At 70.1% G+C, this 15,867-nt stretch carries 18 protein-coding genes; 4 read left to right on the top strand and 14 right to left on the bottom strand.

The window, feature by feature from the left end:
- The first annotated feature begins 217 nt into the window (after positions 1–217).
- Together BLA60_RS36370 and BLA60_RS36375 are read left to right on the top strand one after the other, a co-directional pair.
- A complete protein-coding gene (locus BLA60_RS36370) occupies positions 218–634 on the top strand; it encodes a hypothetical protein (protein WP_075137623.1) in 417 nt (138 codons plus the stop codon).
- A 33-nt stretch (positions 635–667) separates the two neighbouring features.
- Positions 668–1,732, top strand: a complete 1,065-nt coding sequence (locus BLA60_RS36375; protein WP_075137624.1) for a hypothetical protein — start codon at positions 668–670, stop codon at positions 1,730–1,732.
- A 43-nt stretch (positions 1,733–1,775) separates the two neighbouring features.
- Here the strand turns inward: BLA60_RS36375 and BLA60_RS36380 are convergent, their stop codons facing one another.
- From BLA60_RS36380 to BLA60_RS36415, 9 genes are all read right to left on the bottom strand, one after another.
- Positions 1,776–2,003 carry a hypothetical protein gene (locus BLA60_RS36380; protein ID WP_154814843.1) on the bottom strand — a complete coding sequence of 76 codons (228 nt, stop codon included), beginning with the start codon at positions 2,001–2,003 and terminating at the stop codon, positions 1,776–1,778.
- On the bottom strand, positions 2,000–2,125 hold the full coding sequence (locus tag BLA60_RS46355) for a hypothetical protein (protein ID WP_281257510.1): 126 nt from the start codon (positions 2,123–2,125) through the stop codon (positions 2,000–2,002). Before BLA60_RS46355 ends, BLA60_RS36380 begins: the two co-directional genes overlap by 4 nt.
- Positions 2,122–2,619, bottom strand: a complete 498-nt coding sequence (locus BLA60_RS44435) for a PIN-like domain-containing protein (RefSeq protein ID WP_162293064.1) — start codon at positions 2,617–2,619, stop codon at positions 2,122–2,124. Before BLA60_RS44435 ends, BLA60_RS46355 begins: the two co-directional genes overlap by 4 nt.
- A complete protein-coding gene (locus BLA60_RS36390) occupies positions 2,528–3,199 on the bottom strand; it encodes a DUF433 domain-containing protein (RefSeq protein WP_245812409.1) in 672 nt (223 codons plus the stop codon). Before BLA60_RS36390 ends, BLA60_RS44435 begins: the two co-directional genes overlap by 92 nt.
- A gap of 62 nt (positions 3,200–3,261) precedes the next feature.
- On the bottom strand, positions 3,262–5,256 hold the full coding sequence (gene ligA, locus BLA60_RS36395; RefSeq protein WP_075137626.1) for an NAD-dependent DNA ligase LigA: 1,995 nt from the start codon (positions 5,254–5,256) through the stop codon (positions 3,262–3,264).
- A 354-nt stretch (positions 5,257–5,610) separates the two neighbouring features.
- Positions 5,611–6,771, bottom strand: coding sequence for a peptidoglycan DD-metalloendopeptidase family protein (locus BLA60_RS36400; protein ID WP_075137627.1), 1,161 nt, complete (start codon positions 6,769–6,771; stop codon positions 5,611–5,613).
- A 118-nt stretch (positions 6,772–6,889) separates the two neighbouring features.
- Complete coding sequence (locus BLA60_RS36405; protein WP_154814844.1) at positions 6,890–8,392, bottom strand: hypothetical protein; 1,503 nt, start codon at positions 8,390–8,392, stop codon at positions 6,890–6,892.
- A 59-nt stretch (positions 8,393–8,451) separates the two neighbouring features.
- Complete coding sequence (locus BLA60_RS36410) at positions 8,452–8,619, bottom strand: DUF397 domain-containing protein (protein WP_075137629.1); 168 nt, start codon at positions 8,617–8,619, stop codon at positions 8,452–8,454.
- Positions 8,619–9,455 carry a helix-turn-helix domain-containing protein gene (locus BLA60_RS36415; protein WP_075137699.1) on the bottom strand — a complete coding sequence of 279 codons (837 nt, stop codon included), beginning with the start codon at positions 9,453–9,455 and terminating at the stop codon, positions 8,619–8,621. The genes BLA60_RS36410 and BLA60_RS36415 overlap by 1 nt, the downstream gene beginning before the upstream one ends.
- A 171-nt stretch (positions 9,456–9,626) precedes the next feature.
- Between BLA60_RS36415 and BLA60_RS36420 the strand changes: the two genes are divergently transcribed.
- Both BLA60_RS36420 and BLA60_RS36425 read left to right on the top strand, forming a co-directional pair.
- Complete coding sequence (locus BLA60_RS36420) at positions 9,627–10,109, top strand: hypothetical protein (protein ID WP_075137630.1); 483 nt, start codon at positions 9,627–9,629, stop codon at positions 10,107–10,109.
- Between the two features lie 213 nt (positions 10,110–10,322).
- A complete protein-coding gene (locus tag BLA60_RS36425) occupies positions 10,323–11,216 on the top strand; it encodes a radical SAM/SPASM domain-containing protein (RefSeq protein ID WP_211288972.1) in 894 nt (297 codons plus the stop codon).
- Here BLA60_RS36425 and BLA60_RS36430 read toward each other — a convergent pair.
- The 5 genes from BLA60_RS36430 to BLA60_RS36450 form a co-directional block, all read right to left on the bottom strand.
- Positions 11,206–11,859 carry a pentapeptide repeat-containing protein gene (locus BLA60_RS36430; RefSeq protein ID WP_075137631.1) on the bottom strand — a complete coding sequence of 218 codons (654 nt, stop codon included), beginning with the start codon at positions 11,857–11,859 and terminating at the stop codon, positions 11,206–11,208. The two genes, BLA60_RS36425 and BLA60_RS36430, sit on opposite strands and share 11 nt — an antisense overlap.
- 9 nt (positions 11,860–11,868) lie before the next feature.
- Entirely contained in the window at positions 11,869–14,262 is a 2,394-nt protein-coding gene (locus BLA60_RS36435; protein WP_075137632.1) for an ATP-binding cassette domain-containing protein, read from the bottom strand.
- Between the two features lie 11 nt (positions 14,263–14,273).
- A complete protein-coding gene (locus BLA60_RS36440) occupies positions 14,274–14,684 on the bottom strand; it encodes a VOC family protein (protein WP_075137633.1) in 411 nt (136 codons plus the stop codon).
- 5 nt (positions 14,685–14,689) lie between these two features.
- On the bottom strand, positions 14,690–15,139 hold the full coding sequence (locus BLA60_RS36445) for a helix-turn-helix transcriptional regulator (protein WP_075137634.1): 450 nt from the start codon (positions 15,137–15,139) through the stop codon (positions 14,690–14,692).
- Positions 15,140–15,267: 128 nt separating this feature from the next.
- Positions 15,268–15,849: a PadR family transcriptional regulator gene (locus tag BLA60_RS36450; RefSeq protein ID WP_075137635.1), complete on the bottom strand. Its 582-nt coding sequence runs from the start codon at positions 15,847–15,849 to the stop codon at positions 15,268–15,270.
- Between the last annotated feature and the right edge of the window lie 18 nt (positions 15,850–15,867).

The following is a 15,867-nucleotide window of genomic DNA, read 5'->3' on the forward strand; positions in this document are numbered from 1 at the left end:
TTTTTTTGTTTTTCCCTACCCCTCGCCCTTCCGCTCTTCCTCCTCTTTTTTTTTTTTTCAGCGCGACCCCCGGTGACCCCGGGGGTCGCGCTGGCCGGGAGGGCCGGCGCGTCCCAGCCGACGCCGTCGGCGCGACGCGGCTGGGACAGCGAGAACGACTCACTGCGGGTGCTCGACGAGCACCTGTGGCAGGTGAACCCCTCGGAGGAGGAGACCCATGAACAAGATCGAAGGCGACCCGGCCGCGATGGCCATGACCGCCCAGCAGCTCACCGCGCCCCCGATGCCGGGCTCGTTGGGCCGGGTGGGACTGCCCATCAATCCCCCCGGCCTCGTTGAGGGCTTCGCGATGTCCATCGTGGACAAGATGGCCTCGGTGGCGGCGGCGGACTACCTGACGAAGGTGACGAACACGATCGTCAGCCACGCGTCGACCGTGCAGAAGATCTCCCTGGAGTACAGCTGGGCGGACCTGGCGACCGCCGCGGAGCTGACCGGCGCCGGCGCGAAGGTCGCCAACCAGGGCCTGAGCCTGGTCAAGACGGTCACCGGCGCGGGGTCCTCGTCCTCGTCCTCGTCCGCGACCGCCCAGACCGTCACCCCGTCCCCTTCCGCTTCAGCCGAAACCGCCTGACCCCGCGACGATCCCGAAACAGGAGTGACGGCCATGGCCATCCCGTACAACATGTTGCCGATGGAGATGCTCGTCGCGATGAGCACGGCCGAGGTCGCCAACGCCCCCGGTTACCTCGACGCGGCCCGCATGTGGACCGAGGTCCGCACGTGGATCGACGGCGCCCGCACCGAGCTGCGCACCCGCTCGGAGTCGCTGCTGCCGCACTGGCAGGACGAGGCCGCCCAGCAGTGGGCCACCAAGGTCCAGGCCGACGACGCCGACCTCGCGTCGTGGGGCGCGCGGATCGACGCCTCCCAGGTGTCGGCCACCCTGACCACCCTGTCCGGCGCGATCACCAGGACCCACGCCGAGGTCCTCGCCCTGCACGGCCAGTACATGGCGGCGCTGTCGAACCCGCTGACCGCGTGGGCCGCCCTGGGCTTCCAGCAGGCCGCCGGCGCCGTGATGACCGCCCTCGGCGGCCAGTTCGACGTGGCGATCATGAAAACGGCGGCGGCCGCCGGGGTCAAACCCCCCGAGATCCCCCAGGTCGAGATCAAGCCGGCGGCCGACGGCAACACCCCAGAGGACGCGGTGAAGGCACTCACGGCCACCTCCGACGCCATGTCCGAACTGGAGACGCTGGCCACCGGCCTCGGCTTCGGCCAGTCCACCGGCGGGCTGTCCGGTGCCGGTGCCGGCACCGGCGGCGGACTGCCGTCACTGGCCGGCCTCGACACCACCCTCCCGGCCACCGCGAACCTGACCTCGGCCGCGCCGAGCGCCGGCTCCGCCCCCACCCTGTCCGGCGCGGGCCTGCCCTACGGCACCCTCGGCGGCGCCGGCCTCCCGGTCACCGCCAAACCCCTGGCCGCCAAACGCGCCCCCGTCGCCGCCGCCGACATCGCCCCCGGCGTCCAGACCCCGGCAGCCTCGGCCACCACCAAGCCCGGCGCCATGCCCCCGCCGATGATGCCCCCCATGGCCGGCGCCGCCGGCGCGGCCGTCCGCCCCACGACGAGCACCGCCCCCACCGGCCGCTCCCGCACCACCCGCCGCACCACCGACGGCACCGACGCCGTCCCCACCGGCCTCCTCGGCCGCTCCGCCACCTAGAACCCCGGCCGGGGTTCGCCGACCACCCGAACCCCGGCCGGTTTCACCTCCGCGGTCGGGCGCCTCGGGTCGTCGAGCAGGAATCACCCCGATCGAACTCGGAAACGACTTCGATGTCATCAGTGACCTCGTCCAGATCATGAAGCGTCGCGATGTAGTCGCGGACGACCTGTTCCGCCGAGGCGAGAGTGCGTGCCTGAGTGACACCTTCACCGTTGATGTGCAGCTCCCAGCCACCCTTCCAACGCTTCGCCCTGACGATGTAGCTCACCGCAACCGCCCCTCCGGTAGGCATTCCAGCTTCTTGATCGTGTCGCGGATGGCGCCCTGGGCGCCGACCTCGACGCCGTGTTTCTCGGCGTGGTGAGTTGCCGAGAACCCTGCCGGTTTCACCCGGGAAGGCGCCGGCGTGTCCGTGGAGCAAATCTCGCGACCCCGTTGTCGGTAATGCGCCAGACGTCTGGATTTCGCTCCGTCGCGTACATGACGATGTCGTGCAGGTTCGTTTCCACGAGATACCTGAGATGATCTCGGGTCGCCACCCCGGGCAGATAGAACATGTGCACCCTGGCCGCACGATAGGCGGCCAACTCGTCCAGACGTTCCATGATCTTCGCGTCACGGTTGAGGACCAGCCAGCCACTGCGCGCGATTTTTCCGAGCCATTCGGTGTCGGCGGCGCCCAACGATTCAGCGCGTGTACCAAAAACCTCTGGCGGCGTGTGACACACGTAGCCCAACTCTCGGAGCAGTCGCCGAACAGTACGGGTGACGGCGTTCTCGTCCAGGTAGAACTCAGGCGGCGCGGCCCAGGAGGACGCGTGCGGCGGCCCGGACGGCCTCGGCTCCGATCCCGTGTTCCTCGGCAACGACGGCAGGGTCTTCACCAGCCTTCAGCATCGCGGCGACGTTCGCGACCTTCGCCCCGGTTCCCTCGAAGACGGGCTGCCCAGATGACCGGTACGGGTCGATGATGACCTTTGTTGGCTCAAAGGTTTTCAGCGCGAGCAGATTGGGATACCTGTCGGCGCCGAATCCCACATATGTCAGATATTCCAGCACGATCTCCCGCATGACCGCCTGGCCCGTCGTGCCTTCTATCAGACCGGCACCAGCCTCCGTGCGGGAGAAGTCCCACAGTACCGAGATACCGTCCGTCGCCAGTTCGGGGGACACCAGCACGTAATCGCGCCCGAACTCCTCCTGGAGCTTGGCCAGCGCCGGCCTGATCCGCTGTGGACGAACCCCGGCGCGCCGGAGTCCGGCGAGCACCCAGGCCTCGGCCAGCGCCATGAACGGCACGCTGGCCTTGCGCACACTGGCAGGGTCGATCACATGCAGCAGCGGACCGCCCCGCTCGTACCCGCGCGCCCAACGGTGGAACGTCTGCTGCGGGATACCGAGGTGACGACCGGCGTCGGCCAGGGTCATCAGCGGTCGGGTGAACCGCACGTCCGTCTCCGTCACGGGTCCCACCTCCTGTCGACCCCGGCCGCTCCATGGTACGCACGTCGGCCGGTGTGGACGGTTCAGGCGAGGCCGGCGGCGATGAGCTGTTGCCAGATGACGCTCTGGTCGACGACCTCGACGCCGTGTTTCTCGGCCTTGGTGAGTTTGCTGGCACCGACGTCGGCGCCGGTGATCAGCAGGTCGGTGCTGGCCGAGACGGAGGACGCGGTGGTGGCGCCGGCCTTCTCGCACAGGCGTTGGAACGTCGGCCGGGGGATCTTCTCGCCGGAGCGGGGGTCGTTGATCGAGCCGGTGACCACGACGGTCTTGCCGGCCAGCGGGGCGTCGGCGGCGACGACCGGGGGCAGGTCCTCCTCGCGGACGTCGAGGGACACGCCCCGGGCGCGGAGGCGTTCCATCTCCGGGCGCAGCCGGGTGAGGTGCTCGATCAGGGACGCGGCGACCTTCGGGCCGATGTCCTCGACGGCCACCAGCCGCTCCTCGCCGGCGTCGGCGACCTCCTCCAGGGAGCCGAAACCCGCACGGCACAGGCGCGTCGCGGTGCCCTCGGACGCCATCGGGATCGCCAGGCCGATCAGGGCGCGGCGCAGGCCGACGCCCCGGGCGGCGTCGATGGACTCGACCATCCTGGTCGCCGACACCTCGCCGATGCGGTCGAACTCCAGCAGCCGTTCCTTGGTCAGGGTGTAGATGTCCGACGGGTTCTCCAGAATCCCGGCCTCCGCCAGGCGCTCGATCCACACCGGACCGACGGCCTCGATGTCGGCCGCCGCCCGCGACGCCCAGTGGATCAGCCGGCGCACCGTCTGGGCGGGGCAGGAAACGTTGGTACAGAACAGTTCCCGACTGTTGCCCTGTTCGGTCAGCGGCTGACCGCACGATGGGCACGCCGAGGGCGGCACGATCTCGCGCTCCGCGCCGGTGCGCTTGGACTCGTCGAGCACCCCGGCGACGAACGGGATCACGTCGCCCGCCCGGCGCACCAGCACCGTGTCACCGATGCGGATGCCGCGCGCGCGAATGACCTCCTGGTTGGCCAGCGTCGCCCTGGTGACCGTGGTGCCGCCGACGAACACCGGCTCCAGGTGGGCCACCGGCGCGATCTTGCCGGTCTTGCCGACGTCCCACACCACGTCGGCCAGCACCGTGGTCTTCTCCTCGGCGGCGAACTTGTAGGCCAGCGCCCCGCGCGGCGAGCTGGAGCGGGTGCCGGCCGCGGCGTAGGCGTCCCGGTCCGACAGCCGCAGCACGGCGCCGTCGAGGTCGTAGTCGAGGTCGTTGCGGCGCTGCTCGATCTCGGTGATGGCCGCCAGCGCCGCGTCGGGGTCGGCGCAGTGACGCATCTCGGCGGCGGTGAACCCCAGCGAGCGCAGGGCGTCGGCCAGGTCGGCGGCGGTCTCGGCGGCGATCTCGGTGTCCAGGTCGAACGCGAAGAACACCAGCCGGCGCTCGGCGACCGTCGCCGGGTCCTTGGCGCGCAACGTGCCGGCCGCCGCGCCCCTCGGGTTGATCAGCGGCTTGTCCGGGTGGGCGACGTTGTAGGCGGTGAACGTGGAACGCAGCATCACCGCCTCGCCGCGCACCTCGACCCGCCCGGTGGCGCCGACCCGGTCAGGAATCCCGTCGGTCAGCGCCCTGACCAGCACGGTCACGTCGTCGCCGGTGGTGCCGTCGCCGCGGGTGATGGCGCGCACGAGGCGGCCCTGCTCGTAGACCAGGGCCAGCGACAGCCCGTCCAGCTTGGGCATGACGACCACCGGCTGGCCGGGGAACCGGTCGAAGAACGCCGCGACCTGCTCGGGTTTGGTGGCCTTCTCCAGCGACAGCATCGGCCGCGAGTGCCGGATCGGGGCGTGCAGCACCGACGGCGCCCCGACCTGGTCCAGCGGGTTCGGGTCCGGCGCGAGTTCCGGGTGCGCGGCGATCAACGCCCGCAGCTCGTCCTCCACCGCGTCGTACTCGGCGTCGGCCACCAGCGGCGACCCCTGGTAGTACGCGTCACGCAGCGCGACGACCCTGTCGGCGAGTTCCTGGATCCGTTCCCGTGTGTCCACGCGGACACGCTACCGACGACCCCCGACAGAAGGGTTCTTCCAACGCGCGCAACCGCCGGCGTGCGCGGTCGGGTCGGCGCGGTCAGGCCCGTGTGATCGGCACAGTCGACCTGCTCGCGCTCAATCCGCACATGCTCAGCCTGCACATGCCAGGCCTGCTCGGGGTCGGGCTCGCACGTGCTCGGCCGCGCGGGGCGGGCCGGGCCGCGCGGGGTGGGCCGGGCCATGCGGGGTGGGCCGGGCCGTCCGAGGTGGGCCGGGCCGGGCGGGGTGAGCCGGGCCGGGCGGGGTGAGCCGGGCCGGGCGGGGTGGTGAGCCGGGGCCCCGCGCCGGGCCCCGGCTCACAGCGGGACGTCAGCAGGTGCCGTTGACGGCGCCGGAGATCCCGGTCCACATGAAGGCGTCGGTGACCCAGGTGCCGTCGGTGAGGCGGTTCCACAGGCTGGTGGTGCCCCAGCGGCCGGAGTGCGAGGTGCCGTTGCGGGAGCAGGACACGCTCACCGTGGCGCCGTCGGCGACCGTGCCGGCGACGGCGTAGCCGGTGCCGGGGCCGGTGCGCTTGTTGACGACGCCGCCGCCGTTGGTGTCGATGATGCCCTGGGTGAAGCCGAGCGCGCCGTAGTTGTACAGCGAGCCGCCGGCGGCCACGCGGGTGCTGCCGTGCAGGGCCGAGCCCTGGTAGGCGGCGCCGCCGTTCTGCGGCACCCACTTGCCGACGTTGTGGTCGCCGATGCCGACGTAGGCGCTGTTCTGCCGCAACGCGAAGTGCACGTGCCGCCCGTTGGCCGACCCGCCGCAGGTGACGTCGGTGCCGGTGTAGCCCAGGTAGGCGCCCTGGCCGACGGCCGCGCCGTTGACGTTGACGTTGTCCCACAGGTGGTAGTAGTCGGTGCTGTAGCCACGATCGTGGATCACCCGGACCCAGCCCTTGCACATCGTGTACGCGGTGCCGGCGCGCGCGGCGCGCACGACCTGGTCGCCGCCGGACAGGTCGAGCGAGCTCCACGGCGGGGCCGCGCCGCCCCAGCCGTGCGGGCCGCCCCACATTCCCCAGGTCTGGCCGACCGCGTAGGGCAGGGCCATGCCGGTGCGCCAGTCCCCGCCGGCCAGCGCGTCCACCGAGCCGTCCTGGGCGGCCAGCAGCGCGCGTTCACCGTCGCCGACCAGCGGTGACCGTTGCGAGAGCTCGCCGAACGCCGACTCGCCCTCCAGCGCGACCCGCCACCCGTCGGCGGCCCGCTCGGCGATGAACAGCCAGCCCTCCGGCATGACGTCGGTGCCCCCGGCGGTGGCGAGAACAGCGGTACCGAACGCCCACTTCCCCTCCTGCCGGGTGACCCCCACCCGGGGGGTCGTGGCCTGCGCGGACACCTCCGCGTTGTCCTGCAACCGGGCGGTGACCTCGGCGACCAGGTTCGGCGCCGTCGCCGGCTCCGCCGTGGCGCCGGTGGTGAATCCCACCGGGGCGAGCACCACCCCGATGGCCAGCAGTCCGGTCAGTAAGCGTGTTTTCATCACGGTCTCTCCCGTCGATCAGCGTCGGAGGCAGGGCAGCCGGCCGAGGACCAACCGATTGCACCAGCCTCCCGACCCGCCGCGCCCCGTTGTTGCCCACCAGCCCACCGACGCGCAATTACTCCCGGGTCAGCCACCAGCGCGCCGCCGAACGGACCTCGGACGGGACGTCGAGCCGTTGTGCCGCCTGGAGGACCGGGTGCGCGTTCTGCATGCCGGCCGCGTAGACCAGGCCACGCAGGACCTCCGGCTCGCCGCGCCGGGTGAGGGCGTCGAGCAGCACGCCGTGGGCCGTGCGGCCCGGCACGTTGCCCAGCGCGAACGCCGCCTGGGTTGCCACGGGCGGGGGGACGCGGCGCGCCAGCAGGGCCTCCAGCGCCGGGCGGTGGCGGGCGGCGCCGACCATGCCCAGCGCGTCGGCGATCTCGCCGCGGTGGCTGCCGCCGGTCAGCGCGGCGGCCAGGGCGTCCGCGAGGGCGTCGCCGAACGGGCTGGCGGCCAGCACGACGGCCGCGCCCAGACGGACGTCGATCTCCTGACGGAAGAGCAGCTCGCCGACCAGGCGGGTGAGCAGGCGGTTCTCCCCCACCGACGTGCCCCGCCCGTCCAACGCCCCCTCGGCGGCGGCGGCGAACGCGACAACGGTCGCGGTCTGCGCGACGTCGAACCCGGCGACGGCCGGCGCGTCCACCCGGCCCGGCCGCAGCGCCACCACCAGGTCGGCGGCGGCGCGCCTGGCCGGTTCCGACACGCCGTCGTCGACGAAGTGGGCGCGGGCCAGCGCCGAGAGCGTGGCCGCCTCGGCCGGGGCGAACCGCCCGGCCCCGGCGGCGAGTTCGCACACCACCAGCGCCGCGCGCAGCGTGCGTTCACTGGTGGGGGCGGCGACCTCGTCGACCAGCAGCTGGGTCGCCTGCCGGTCGTGGACCAGCAGCATCAGCGGGTCGACGACGATCTGACTGGCCGGGTCGGCGACCATCTCGGCCACCGCGCCGGCGATCGCCTCGCGGGCGACCGGGTGGCCCTGCAGGCGGCGCAGCGCCTCCCACCGGCGCTGGTAGCCACGGCCCCGCGACACCGCCATCTCGCCCAGCAGCCGGGCCGCGAGCGAGTGCCAGAGCCGGCGCGGCAGGTAGACGTGCGGCATCGCCAGAACGCGGGCACTCATCCCGTCCCAGTCCCGCCCGGTGACCGGGGCGTCGCCCGTGCAGCGGTCGAGCAGCTCGTCGAGTTCGGTGGCCAGCCGCGCGCCGCCGTCGAAGTCGCGGTCCAGGCGCGGCGCCCCGGCCCGCACCGACCGCACCTGATGCACCGCGTCGACGGCGACCGTCAGCTGCCCCTCCGGGAGTCCGAGCACGTCCTCGTAGGCGCGGATGATCCGGTAGGGCACCGGCAGCACCCCGTTCTCCCACCGCGAGATCTGACTCGGCGTCACCTGCCCGTACCGCGCGGGGAACGCCGCCGCGCACCGGCGCGCCACCGCCAGCTCCGGATCCCTGCCGTAGATCCGACTCATCCGCAACAACCACGCGATCCGCGTCCGGCTGCTGCACCGCCCGACACCGTCATCGGCGATCTTGTTGGGCCGCCCGGTGGTGACACGAACAGTCGAAGTCGACACCCTCAGCAGTATCGGCCGCCGCCACCCGCACCCCCCAAGATCCGTTGCGGATGCCAACGTCAGCGCAACGCGCCCGCCTTCACCACCGCCAGCAGGGCGCCAGCACCCGGAAGCGTTGGCCCACCCGGATTCTTGCTGTCCCGAATCGCCCCCAGATTCGACACCTCGACACAGTTAGTGGTGTTCTGACTCCTGGTGGACTTCCGCCACCTCACACACACATCCATCACGTCTCCATTTCATGAGCAAGGGCAGCGATGAGTCCCACCGATTCCTTGGCTCCCAACGCCTCATCCATCAACACCCGGGCTGCCTCGCGATAGCTCTCGATGTCCTCGGGTTCGTGGAGCCACAGCCCGGACCGCCTGTTCTCCAAGTGAACCGCAGACGGCACCTGCGACGAGTCGATCAAGGTGAACGGACCTTCCAACGCAGGATGCCAGCCGACGCCGAACGGGATGACGCGAAGATCGACGTTCGGCAGTTCCGCCACGTCCACGAGATGACGGAGCTGATCCGCCATCACCTCCGCGCCACCGACCTGCTGCCGCAGTGCCGCCTCACCAAGAACCGCCATCAGCTTGATCGACATGTCGCGCAGGACCTCTCGTCGACCAACGCGGGTCGCCACTCGGAGTTCGATCTCGGTGGGCGACACTCCACCGCCGGACATGATCGCCCGGATGTAGGGAGTGGTCTGCAGGAGGCCGTTCACCAGCAGCGGCGACACGTCGATGATGGTCGAAGCCGTGCGTTCCAACTCCAACAGCGCGGCCAGCTGCTGCCGCTGATCGGGTAGCGAAACGGCGAGCCAGCGCGGCGAGTCGGCTCCGCGCGCAAGATCGAGGATGTCGTCCCGCTGGTCGGCGTTGACCTGCAGGACCCCGAGGATGTGCGCGACTTCCTCCAGCTTGGGTATGCGCTGCCCGGATTCGTAGCGGGAGATCGTGCTGTGGTCCTTGCCCAGCTTCTCAGCCAGCTGACGCAGACCGACGCCGCGCTCGACGCGAGCCTCTTTCAGCGCCGCTCCGAGCCGACGCGCCTTGGGAGTGGTGACAGCCATGCACCACACCGTACCTCCACCAGAAGAGGTCGCCACCGTTCACCCATCGGGTGATTGCGCGACATTGTGCCAATCGGTGACACTGGTGACGCACCACTCGTCGAGAAGTTGGGAATGCAATATGAGCACACGTTGTACACGGGCCGGAGGGCCCGAGGCGGAGGTGGCCCGATGAACGTCGCCTCGTTGAGTTTCACTCTGGATGGGCAGGACGCGGTGCGGCTCTGGGTCAGCCGAACGGCTCCGTGGATGTGCCTTGTGGTCGATGCCGACGGCGCGTACACCGAAATCCGGATGGACCGGGAGCACGCGCGGGCCCTGTGCGAACAGATCCCGAGTGCCCTGGCCGGGCTGGACAAGTGGTTCGTCGAAGACGTAAGGCGGGAAGACGTTGAGGCCGCTGGGCGGCGGGCCGTCGACCTGACGGCTCAGGCGTTGGATCTCGCGGCGACGGCCGAGCGGGTCGGGGCCCATGAGCAGGCCAGTGCCCTGCGTACGGCCGCCGCCGCGACGGCCGCCACGGTGACGGCCGTCGACGACGTGGTGCGTGGGTTCGAGGACGCCACGGCGGGGGCCGATCGTGCTTCGGAAAGTCTTCTCTTCGTGATGAGTGAGGCCGGTGCGGCTCTGCGTTGCCGTCAGCCGGCAACGTAGGTCGCGAGGTGTCCGCCGGCCAAGGGGATGTGGCTGCCAGGTCGGCGGCCCTGGAACCGCAGGACTGCGCTCCGCCATGTCGCGCGCCAGTTCGTGTCACCCAGTACTGGACGCGAACCGCCAATCACCCGAGCGGCGGCTGGTGGCTTGCCGTTGGCCTGGGCACGGTTGGCTGAGGGCTTCAGCGTTTCGCCAGCGGAGGCGGGGTGTGCAATGAACTCACCATTGACATTTCTGTGGTTGGAGATCACCGGGAAATGTCCGCTGACCTGTGTTCACTGCTATGCGGATTCAGGGCCACGGGGTTCACACGGCGCCATGACCACCCGCGACTGGTGTCGGGTGATCGATGAGTCCGCGAAGTTGGGGATTGGCATGGCGCAGTTCATCGGTGGTGAGCCAACAGTGCATCCAGATCTGGCGCGGCTGGTCAATCAGGCGCTGGGGCACGGAATCGAGGTGGAGGTGTACAGCAACCTTGTTCACGTCCGGTCCGAACTGTGGGACGTCTTCACCCGTCCCGGTGTCCGACTGGCGACGAGCTACTACGCCGACGACGCGACGCAGCACGAGGCGATCACCGGGCGCCAAGGTAGTCATGCTCGAACCAGGAACAACATCATCGAGGCCCTGCGGCGGTCCATACCGCTCAGGGTCGGAATCGTGGACATTGACGACGGTCAACGAGTCGATGAGGCGCGCGACGAGTTGGTCGCGTTGGGCGTGCACGAGATCGGGTACGACCGGCTACGACAGGTCGGGCGTGGCATCCGCACCGGTACGACCGGCGCCACCCAACTCTGCGGGAACTGCGCATCTGGGGTTCTCGCCGTCTCGCCGGACGGGACCGTGTGGCCGTGTGTGTTCGCCCGCTGGTTGCCTGTCGGCAATGTGCGCGAGCAGTCGTTGGCGGAGATCGTGGCCGGACAACGACTCCAGGGTGTCCGAGCCGGGCTGACCAAGTACTTCGCGCTGGCACCAGCCACCACGTGCGATCCGCGCTGTGAGCCATACACCGCTGGGTGTCACCCGGAGTGTGGTCCGGCCTGCAGTCCGCGCTGCGATCCGGTTTCGTGCCGGCCGAACTGTCTTCCGCCTAGGCGATGACGAGGCCTGCTTCAGTGGCGAGTTGACTGGACAGTGACACGGCCTGTTCCTCGGTGATCGTCGCGCCCGCGAGAGTGAGGACTCCGGTCGCTCCGGTCAGGCGTGAACTGGTCAGGTCACAGGTTGCGGCGCGGCGTGCTCGGAACTCCGCGCCCTGGAACTCGCATTCCGAGAAGACGACACCGGACAGATCACCGTCAAGCACCGCCTCGGTGAACGTGCAGCGATGGAACGCGATCACGCCTCGTCGCTGGGCCACGTCAAGGTGGGAGTAGTCCAGCTTGCATTCCTCGAAATAGAGGTCGTCAGCTTTCACCAACCCGAGTCGAAATCCGACGGCCTGGCAGTTCCTCATTTCGACACGCCGAACGGTGACCTTCTTCCAGGCCGCGTTGGCCACGACGACGTTGTTCATCGCGACATCGATCAGTTCAAGCTCGGCGAACCGGGAACCGGTCAGGTTCGACCGGGTCACGACGACGTTGCGCAAGGAGCCCTGTCCCGCCACGTCCGCCAGGTCGAGGTCCTCCGCCTGACCGTCGTGATGGGAGAACAGCCCGGTCAACGAGAGTTCCACGGCCGGAAGGTTCTCGTTGTCGATCGGACGCCTCACCGTCGTTCCGACAACCGTGCGGTTCTCCATGAGGGCACGTTAACGGGCTGACACGTAGGTCGCGAGGTGTTCGCCGGTGAGGGTGGCCCTGCTGGACACGAGGTCGGCGGGGGTGCCTTCGAAGATGACCTGGCCGCCGTCGTGGCCGGCGCCGGGGCCGAGGTCGATGATCCAGTCGGCGTGGGCCATGACGGCCTGGTGGTGTTCGATGACGATCACGGACTTGCCGGAGTCGACCAGGCGGTCCAGCAACGACAGCAGGTGCTCCACGTCGGCCAGGTGCAGGCCCGTGGTGGGCTCGTCGAGGACGTAGACGCCGCCCTTGTCGGCCATGTGGGTGGCGAGCTTGAGGCGCTGGCGCTCACCGCCGGACAGTGTGGTCAGCGGCTGGCCGAGGGTCAGGTAGCCCAGGCCGACGCCGTCGAGGCGGTCGAGGATGGCGTGGGCCGCCGGGAGCACCGGCTCGAAGAAACGCACGGCCTCGCTGACCGGCATGGCCAGGACCTCGGCGATGTTGCGGCCCTCGAACTCGTACTCCAGCACCGCCGACTGGAACCGCTGGCCCTCGCACTCCTCGCACGTCGTGGCGACCGTGGCCATCACGGCGAGGTCGGTGTAGATCACGCCGGCGCCGTTGCAGTTGGGGCACGCGCCCTCGGAGTTCGCGCTGAACAGCGCCGGCTTCACGCCGTTGGCCTTGGCGAACGCCTTGCGGATCGGCTCCAGCAAACCCGTGTACGTCGCCGGGTTGCTGCGCCGCGAACCCCGGATCGGGGTCTGGTCGACCGACACCACGCCCTGCGCCGCCGGGATGGAGCCGTGGATCAGGGAGCTCTTGCCCGAGCCCGCCACGCCGGTCACCACGCACAGCACGCCCAGCGGCACGTCGACGTCCACGTCCCGCAGGTTGTGCCGGGACGCCCCCCGGATCTCCAGCGCGCCGGCCGGCGTGCGGACCTCGGGTTTGAGCGCGGCCCGGTCGTCGAAGTGGCGGCCGGTGAGGGTCCTGCTGGTGCGCAGATCCTCCACCGTGCCTTCGAAGCACACCGTGCCGCCGGCCGAACCCGCGCCGGGGCCCAGGTCCACGACATGGTCGGCGATGACGATCGTCTCCGGCTTGTGCTCCACCACGAGCACCGTGTTTCCCTTGTCCCGCAGGCGAAGCAGCAGGTTGTTCATCCGCTGGATGTCGTGCGGGTGCAACCCGATCGTCGGCTCGTCGAAGACGTAGGTGACGTCGGTCAGGCTCGAACCGAGGTGGCGGATCATCTTCACCCGCTGCGCCTCGCCGCCGGACAGCGTGCCGGACGGGCGCTCCAGCGACAGGTACCCGAGGCCGATCTCGACGAACGACTCCAGCGTGTGCCGCAGCGACGTCAGCAGCGGCGCCACCGACGGCCGGTCCAGGCCGCGCACCCACTCCGCCAGGTCGCTGATCTGCATGGCGCACGCGTCGGCGATGGTGATCCCGTCGATCTTCGACGAGCGGGCCAGCTCGCTGATCCGACTCCCGTCGCACTCGGGGCACGTCGTGAACGTCACCGCACGGTCGACGAACGCCCGGATGTGCGGCTGCATCGACTCGCGGTCCTTGGACAGGAACGACTTCTGGATCTTGGGGATCAGGCCCTCGTAGGTGAGGTTCGTGCCGCCGACCTTGACCTTGACCGGCTCGTGGTACAGGAAGTTGTGCAGTTCCTTCTTCGTGTACTTGCGGATCGGCTTGTTCGGGTCGATCAGGCCGGACTCGACGTAGACCTGCACGGTCCAGAAACTGTCGGACTTCCAACCAGGGATGGTGAACGCGCCCTCGGCGACCGACTTGCTGTCGTCGTAGAGCTGGGTCAGGTCCAGGTCGGACACCTGGCCCTTGCCCTCGCAGCGCGGGCACATGCCGCCGGTGATGCTGAAGCTGCGGCGCTCCTTGGTGGTCTGCCCGTTGCGCTCCACCTTCACCGCGCCGGCCCCGCTGATCGACGCCACGTTGAACGAGAACGCCTGCGGGGACCCGATGTGCGGCTCGCCCAGCCGGCTGAACAGGATCCGCAGCATCGCGTTGGCGTCGGTCGCCGTGCCGACCGTGGACCGCACGTCCGAGCCCATCCGCTGCTGGTCGACGAGGATCGCGGTGGTCAGCCCGTCGAGCACGTCGACCTCGGGGCGGGCCATCGTCGGCATGAAACCCTGCACGAAGCTGCTGTAGGTCTCGTTGATCATCCGCTGGGACTCGGCGGCGATCGTGTCGAACACCAGCGAGCTCTTGCCCGAGCCGGACACCCCGGTGAACACCGTGAGCCGGCGCTTGGGGATCTCGATGCTGACGTCCTTGAGGTTGTTCACCCTGGCGCCGTGCACGCGGATCAGGTCGTGGCTGTCAGCGGCGTGCGGCCGCGGCGCCGGGGTGCGTTTGCGGGCGGCGGTCCTCGTTGCCATCGGTACTCCGGTCAGGTCAGCTGCTGGATGCGGATCAGGTTGCCGGCCGGGTCGCGGAACGCCGCGTCACGCACGCCGTAGGGCTGGTCGGTCGGCTCCTGCACCACCTCGGCGCCGCTGGCCTGCACCTTCTCGAAGGCGGCCGCGAGGTCGTCGGTCGCCAGGTTGATGCCGCCGTAGGTGCCCTTGGCCATCATCTCGGCGATCGTGCGGCGCTCGTCCTCGGTGATGCCGGGGTCGGCGGCCGGCGGATGCAGGACGATCGAGGTCCGCGGCTGGCCGGGCGGGCCGACGGTCAGCCAGCGCATCCCGTCGTAGCCGACGTCCTGGCGCAGCTCGAAGCCCAGGGCGTCGCGGTAGAACGCGAGCGCGGCCTCCGGGTCGTCCTGCGGCAGGTACGCCGAATGAATGATGATGTCCATGAAGGTCAGACTAGGTGCGGGCGCGGAACCCGGGCTTCTCGATTCCTGATCGGTCGGGTCACCTGTTTGGCCACGCACGGCGGCATCCCGGCGGCCGCGTCGGCGGCCTCGCGCCGGTAGGTGCTGGGCGGCATGCCGACCAGCTCGGTGAACCGGGTGCTGAAGGTGCCCAGTGAGGAACACCCGACCTCGAAACACACCTCGGTGACGCTGCGGTCACCTCGGCGCAGCAGAGCCATGGCCCGCTCTATCCGGCGGGTCATCAGATACCCGTACGGTGACTCACCGTAGGCGCGGCGGAACTGTCGGCTGAGGTGTCCGGCCGACATGTTCACGCCCCGCGCGAGCGCCTCGACGTCCAGTGGCTGCGCGTAGTCCCGGTCGATCCGGTCACGGACGCGGCGCAGCCGGGCGAGGTCGCCCAACCGCTCCGACTCGACGGGCTTGCTGGTCACGTCCGTGATGGTGCCACACGTTCGGACCAGCGCGGACCCTCGCCCGGTGACGGCCGCCGGAAAGCTCGCCCGACCAGCCGATCCGGTCCATCGGCACGGAAACCCTGGTCACGGTCTGTTCGCAGGGGTCACCCGGTGCGGGACCGTTGCCCGCGCGACACCGGCGCGCGCGCCTCACGGGCAGTGAGCGCGGTGTTCTCCAGGTGGTGCTCGGCGTCGTCGAGGAAGGTCAGGTCGGCGTTGACGTGGTGGGCGGCGGCGCTGACCAGCAGGGCGGCGACCGCGTCGGTGTCCGGGCTGCGGCGCAGGGTTTCCAGGTTGCGCAGCTCGCGCAGCAGGTAGCCGCGCTGGGTGGTGATCACCGAGGTGAGGGTGTCGGCGTCGCCGGTGCGGGCGGCGGCCATCACCTTGAGGAAGAAGTCGTCGCGGAAGCCGGAGGTGCGGGGGGTGGGGGCGGCGAGCCAGTCGGCGAGTTCGGCGCGGCCGGCGTCGGTGATCTCGTAGACGACGCGGTCGGGCTTGACCGACTGGGCCACCTGCTCGGAGGCGACCAGCTCGTCGCGGGAGAGCCGGTTGAGGACCTGGTAGAGGTGGCCGATGTTGAGCGGCCCCCACTGCGGTCCGACGGCGGCCTCGAACGCGCCCTTGAGCGAGTACCCGTAGGACGGTCCGTTCGCCAGGAGCGCCAGCACGGCGTGCTGAATCGGCATGGGCCTGAGGTTACGGCT

Origin of the sequence: Actinophytocola xinjiangensis (assembly GCF_001921215.1) — a bacterium.
GTDB classification, from domain to species: Bacteria; Actinomycetota; Actinomycetes; order Mycobacteriales; family Pseudonocardiaceae; genus Actinophytocola; species Actinophytocola xinjiangensis.

Excerpts from the sequence above, each read along its gene's own strand:
- BLA60_RS36370 (WP_075137623.1), top strand. The coding sequence starts at position 218 with ATGAACAAGATCGAAGGCGACCCGGCCGCGATGGCCATGACCGCCCAG.
- BLA60_RS36375 (WP_075137624.1), top strand. The coding sequence starts at position 668 with ATGGCCATCCCGTACAACATGTTGCCGATGGAGATGCTCGTCGCGATG.
- BLA60_RS36400 (WP_075137627.1), bottom strand. The coding sequence starts at position 6,771 with ATGAAAACACGCTTACTGACCGGACTGCTGGCCATCGGGGTGGTGCTC.
- BLA60_RS36410 (WP_075137629.1), bottom strand. The coding sequence starts at position 8,619 with ATGGATGTGTGTGTGAGGTGGCGGAAGTCCACCAGGAGTCAGAACACC.
- BLA60_RS36415 (WP_075137699.1), bottom strand. The coding sequence starts at position 9,455 with ATGGCTGTCACCACTCCCAAGGCGCGTCGGCTCGGAGCGGCGCTGAAA.
- BLA60_RS36420 (WP_075137630.1), top strand. The coding sequence starts at position 9,627 with ATGAACGTCGCCTCGTTGAGTTTCACTCTGGATGGGCAGGACGCGGTG.
- BLA60_RS36425 (WP_211288972.1), top strand. The coding sequence starts at position 10,323 with ATGAACTCACCATTGACATTTCTGTGGTTGGAGATCACCGGGAAATGT.
- BLA60_RS36430 (WP_075137631.1), bottom strand. The coding sequence starts at position 11,859 with ATGGAGAACCGCACGGTTGTCGGAACGACGGTGAGGCGTCCGATCGAC.
- BLA60_RS36435 (WP_075137632.1), bottom strand. The coding sequence starts at position 14,262 with ATGGCAACGAGGACCGCCGCCCGCAAACGCACCCCGGCGCCGCGGCCG.
- BLA60_RS36440 (WP_075137633.1), bottom strand. The coding sequence starts at position 14,684 with ATGGACATCATCATTCATTCGGCGTACCTGCCGCAGGACGACCCGGAG.
- BLA60_RS36450 (WP_075137635.1), bottom strand. The coding sequence starts at position 15,849 with ATGCCGATTCAGCACGCCGTGCTGGCGCTCCTGGCGAACGGACCGTCC.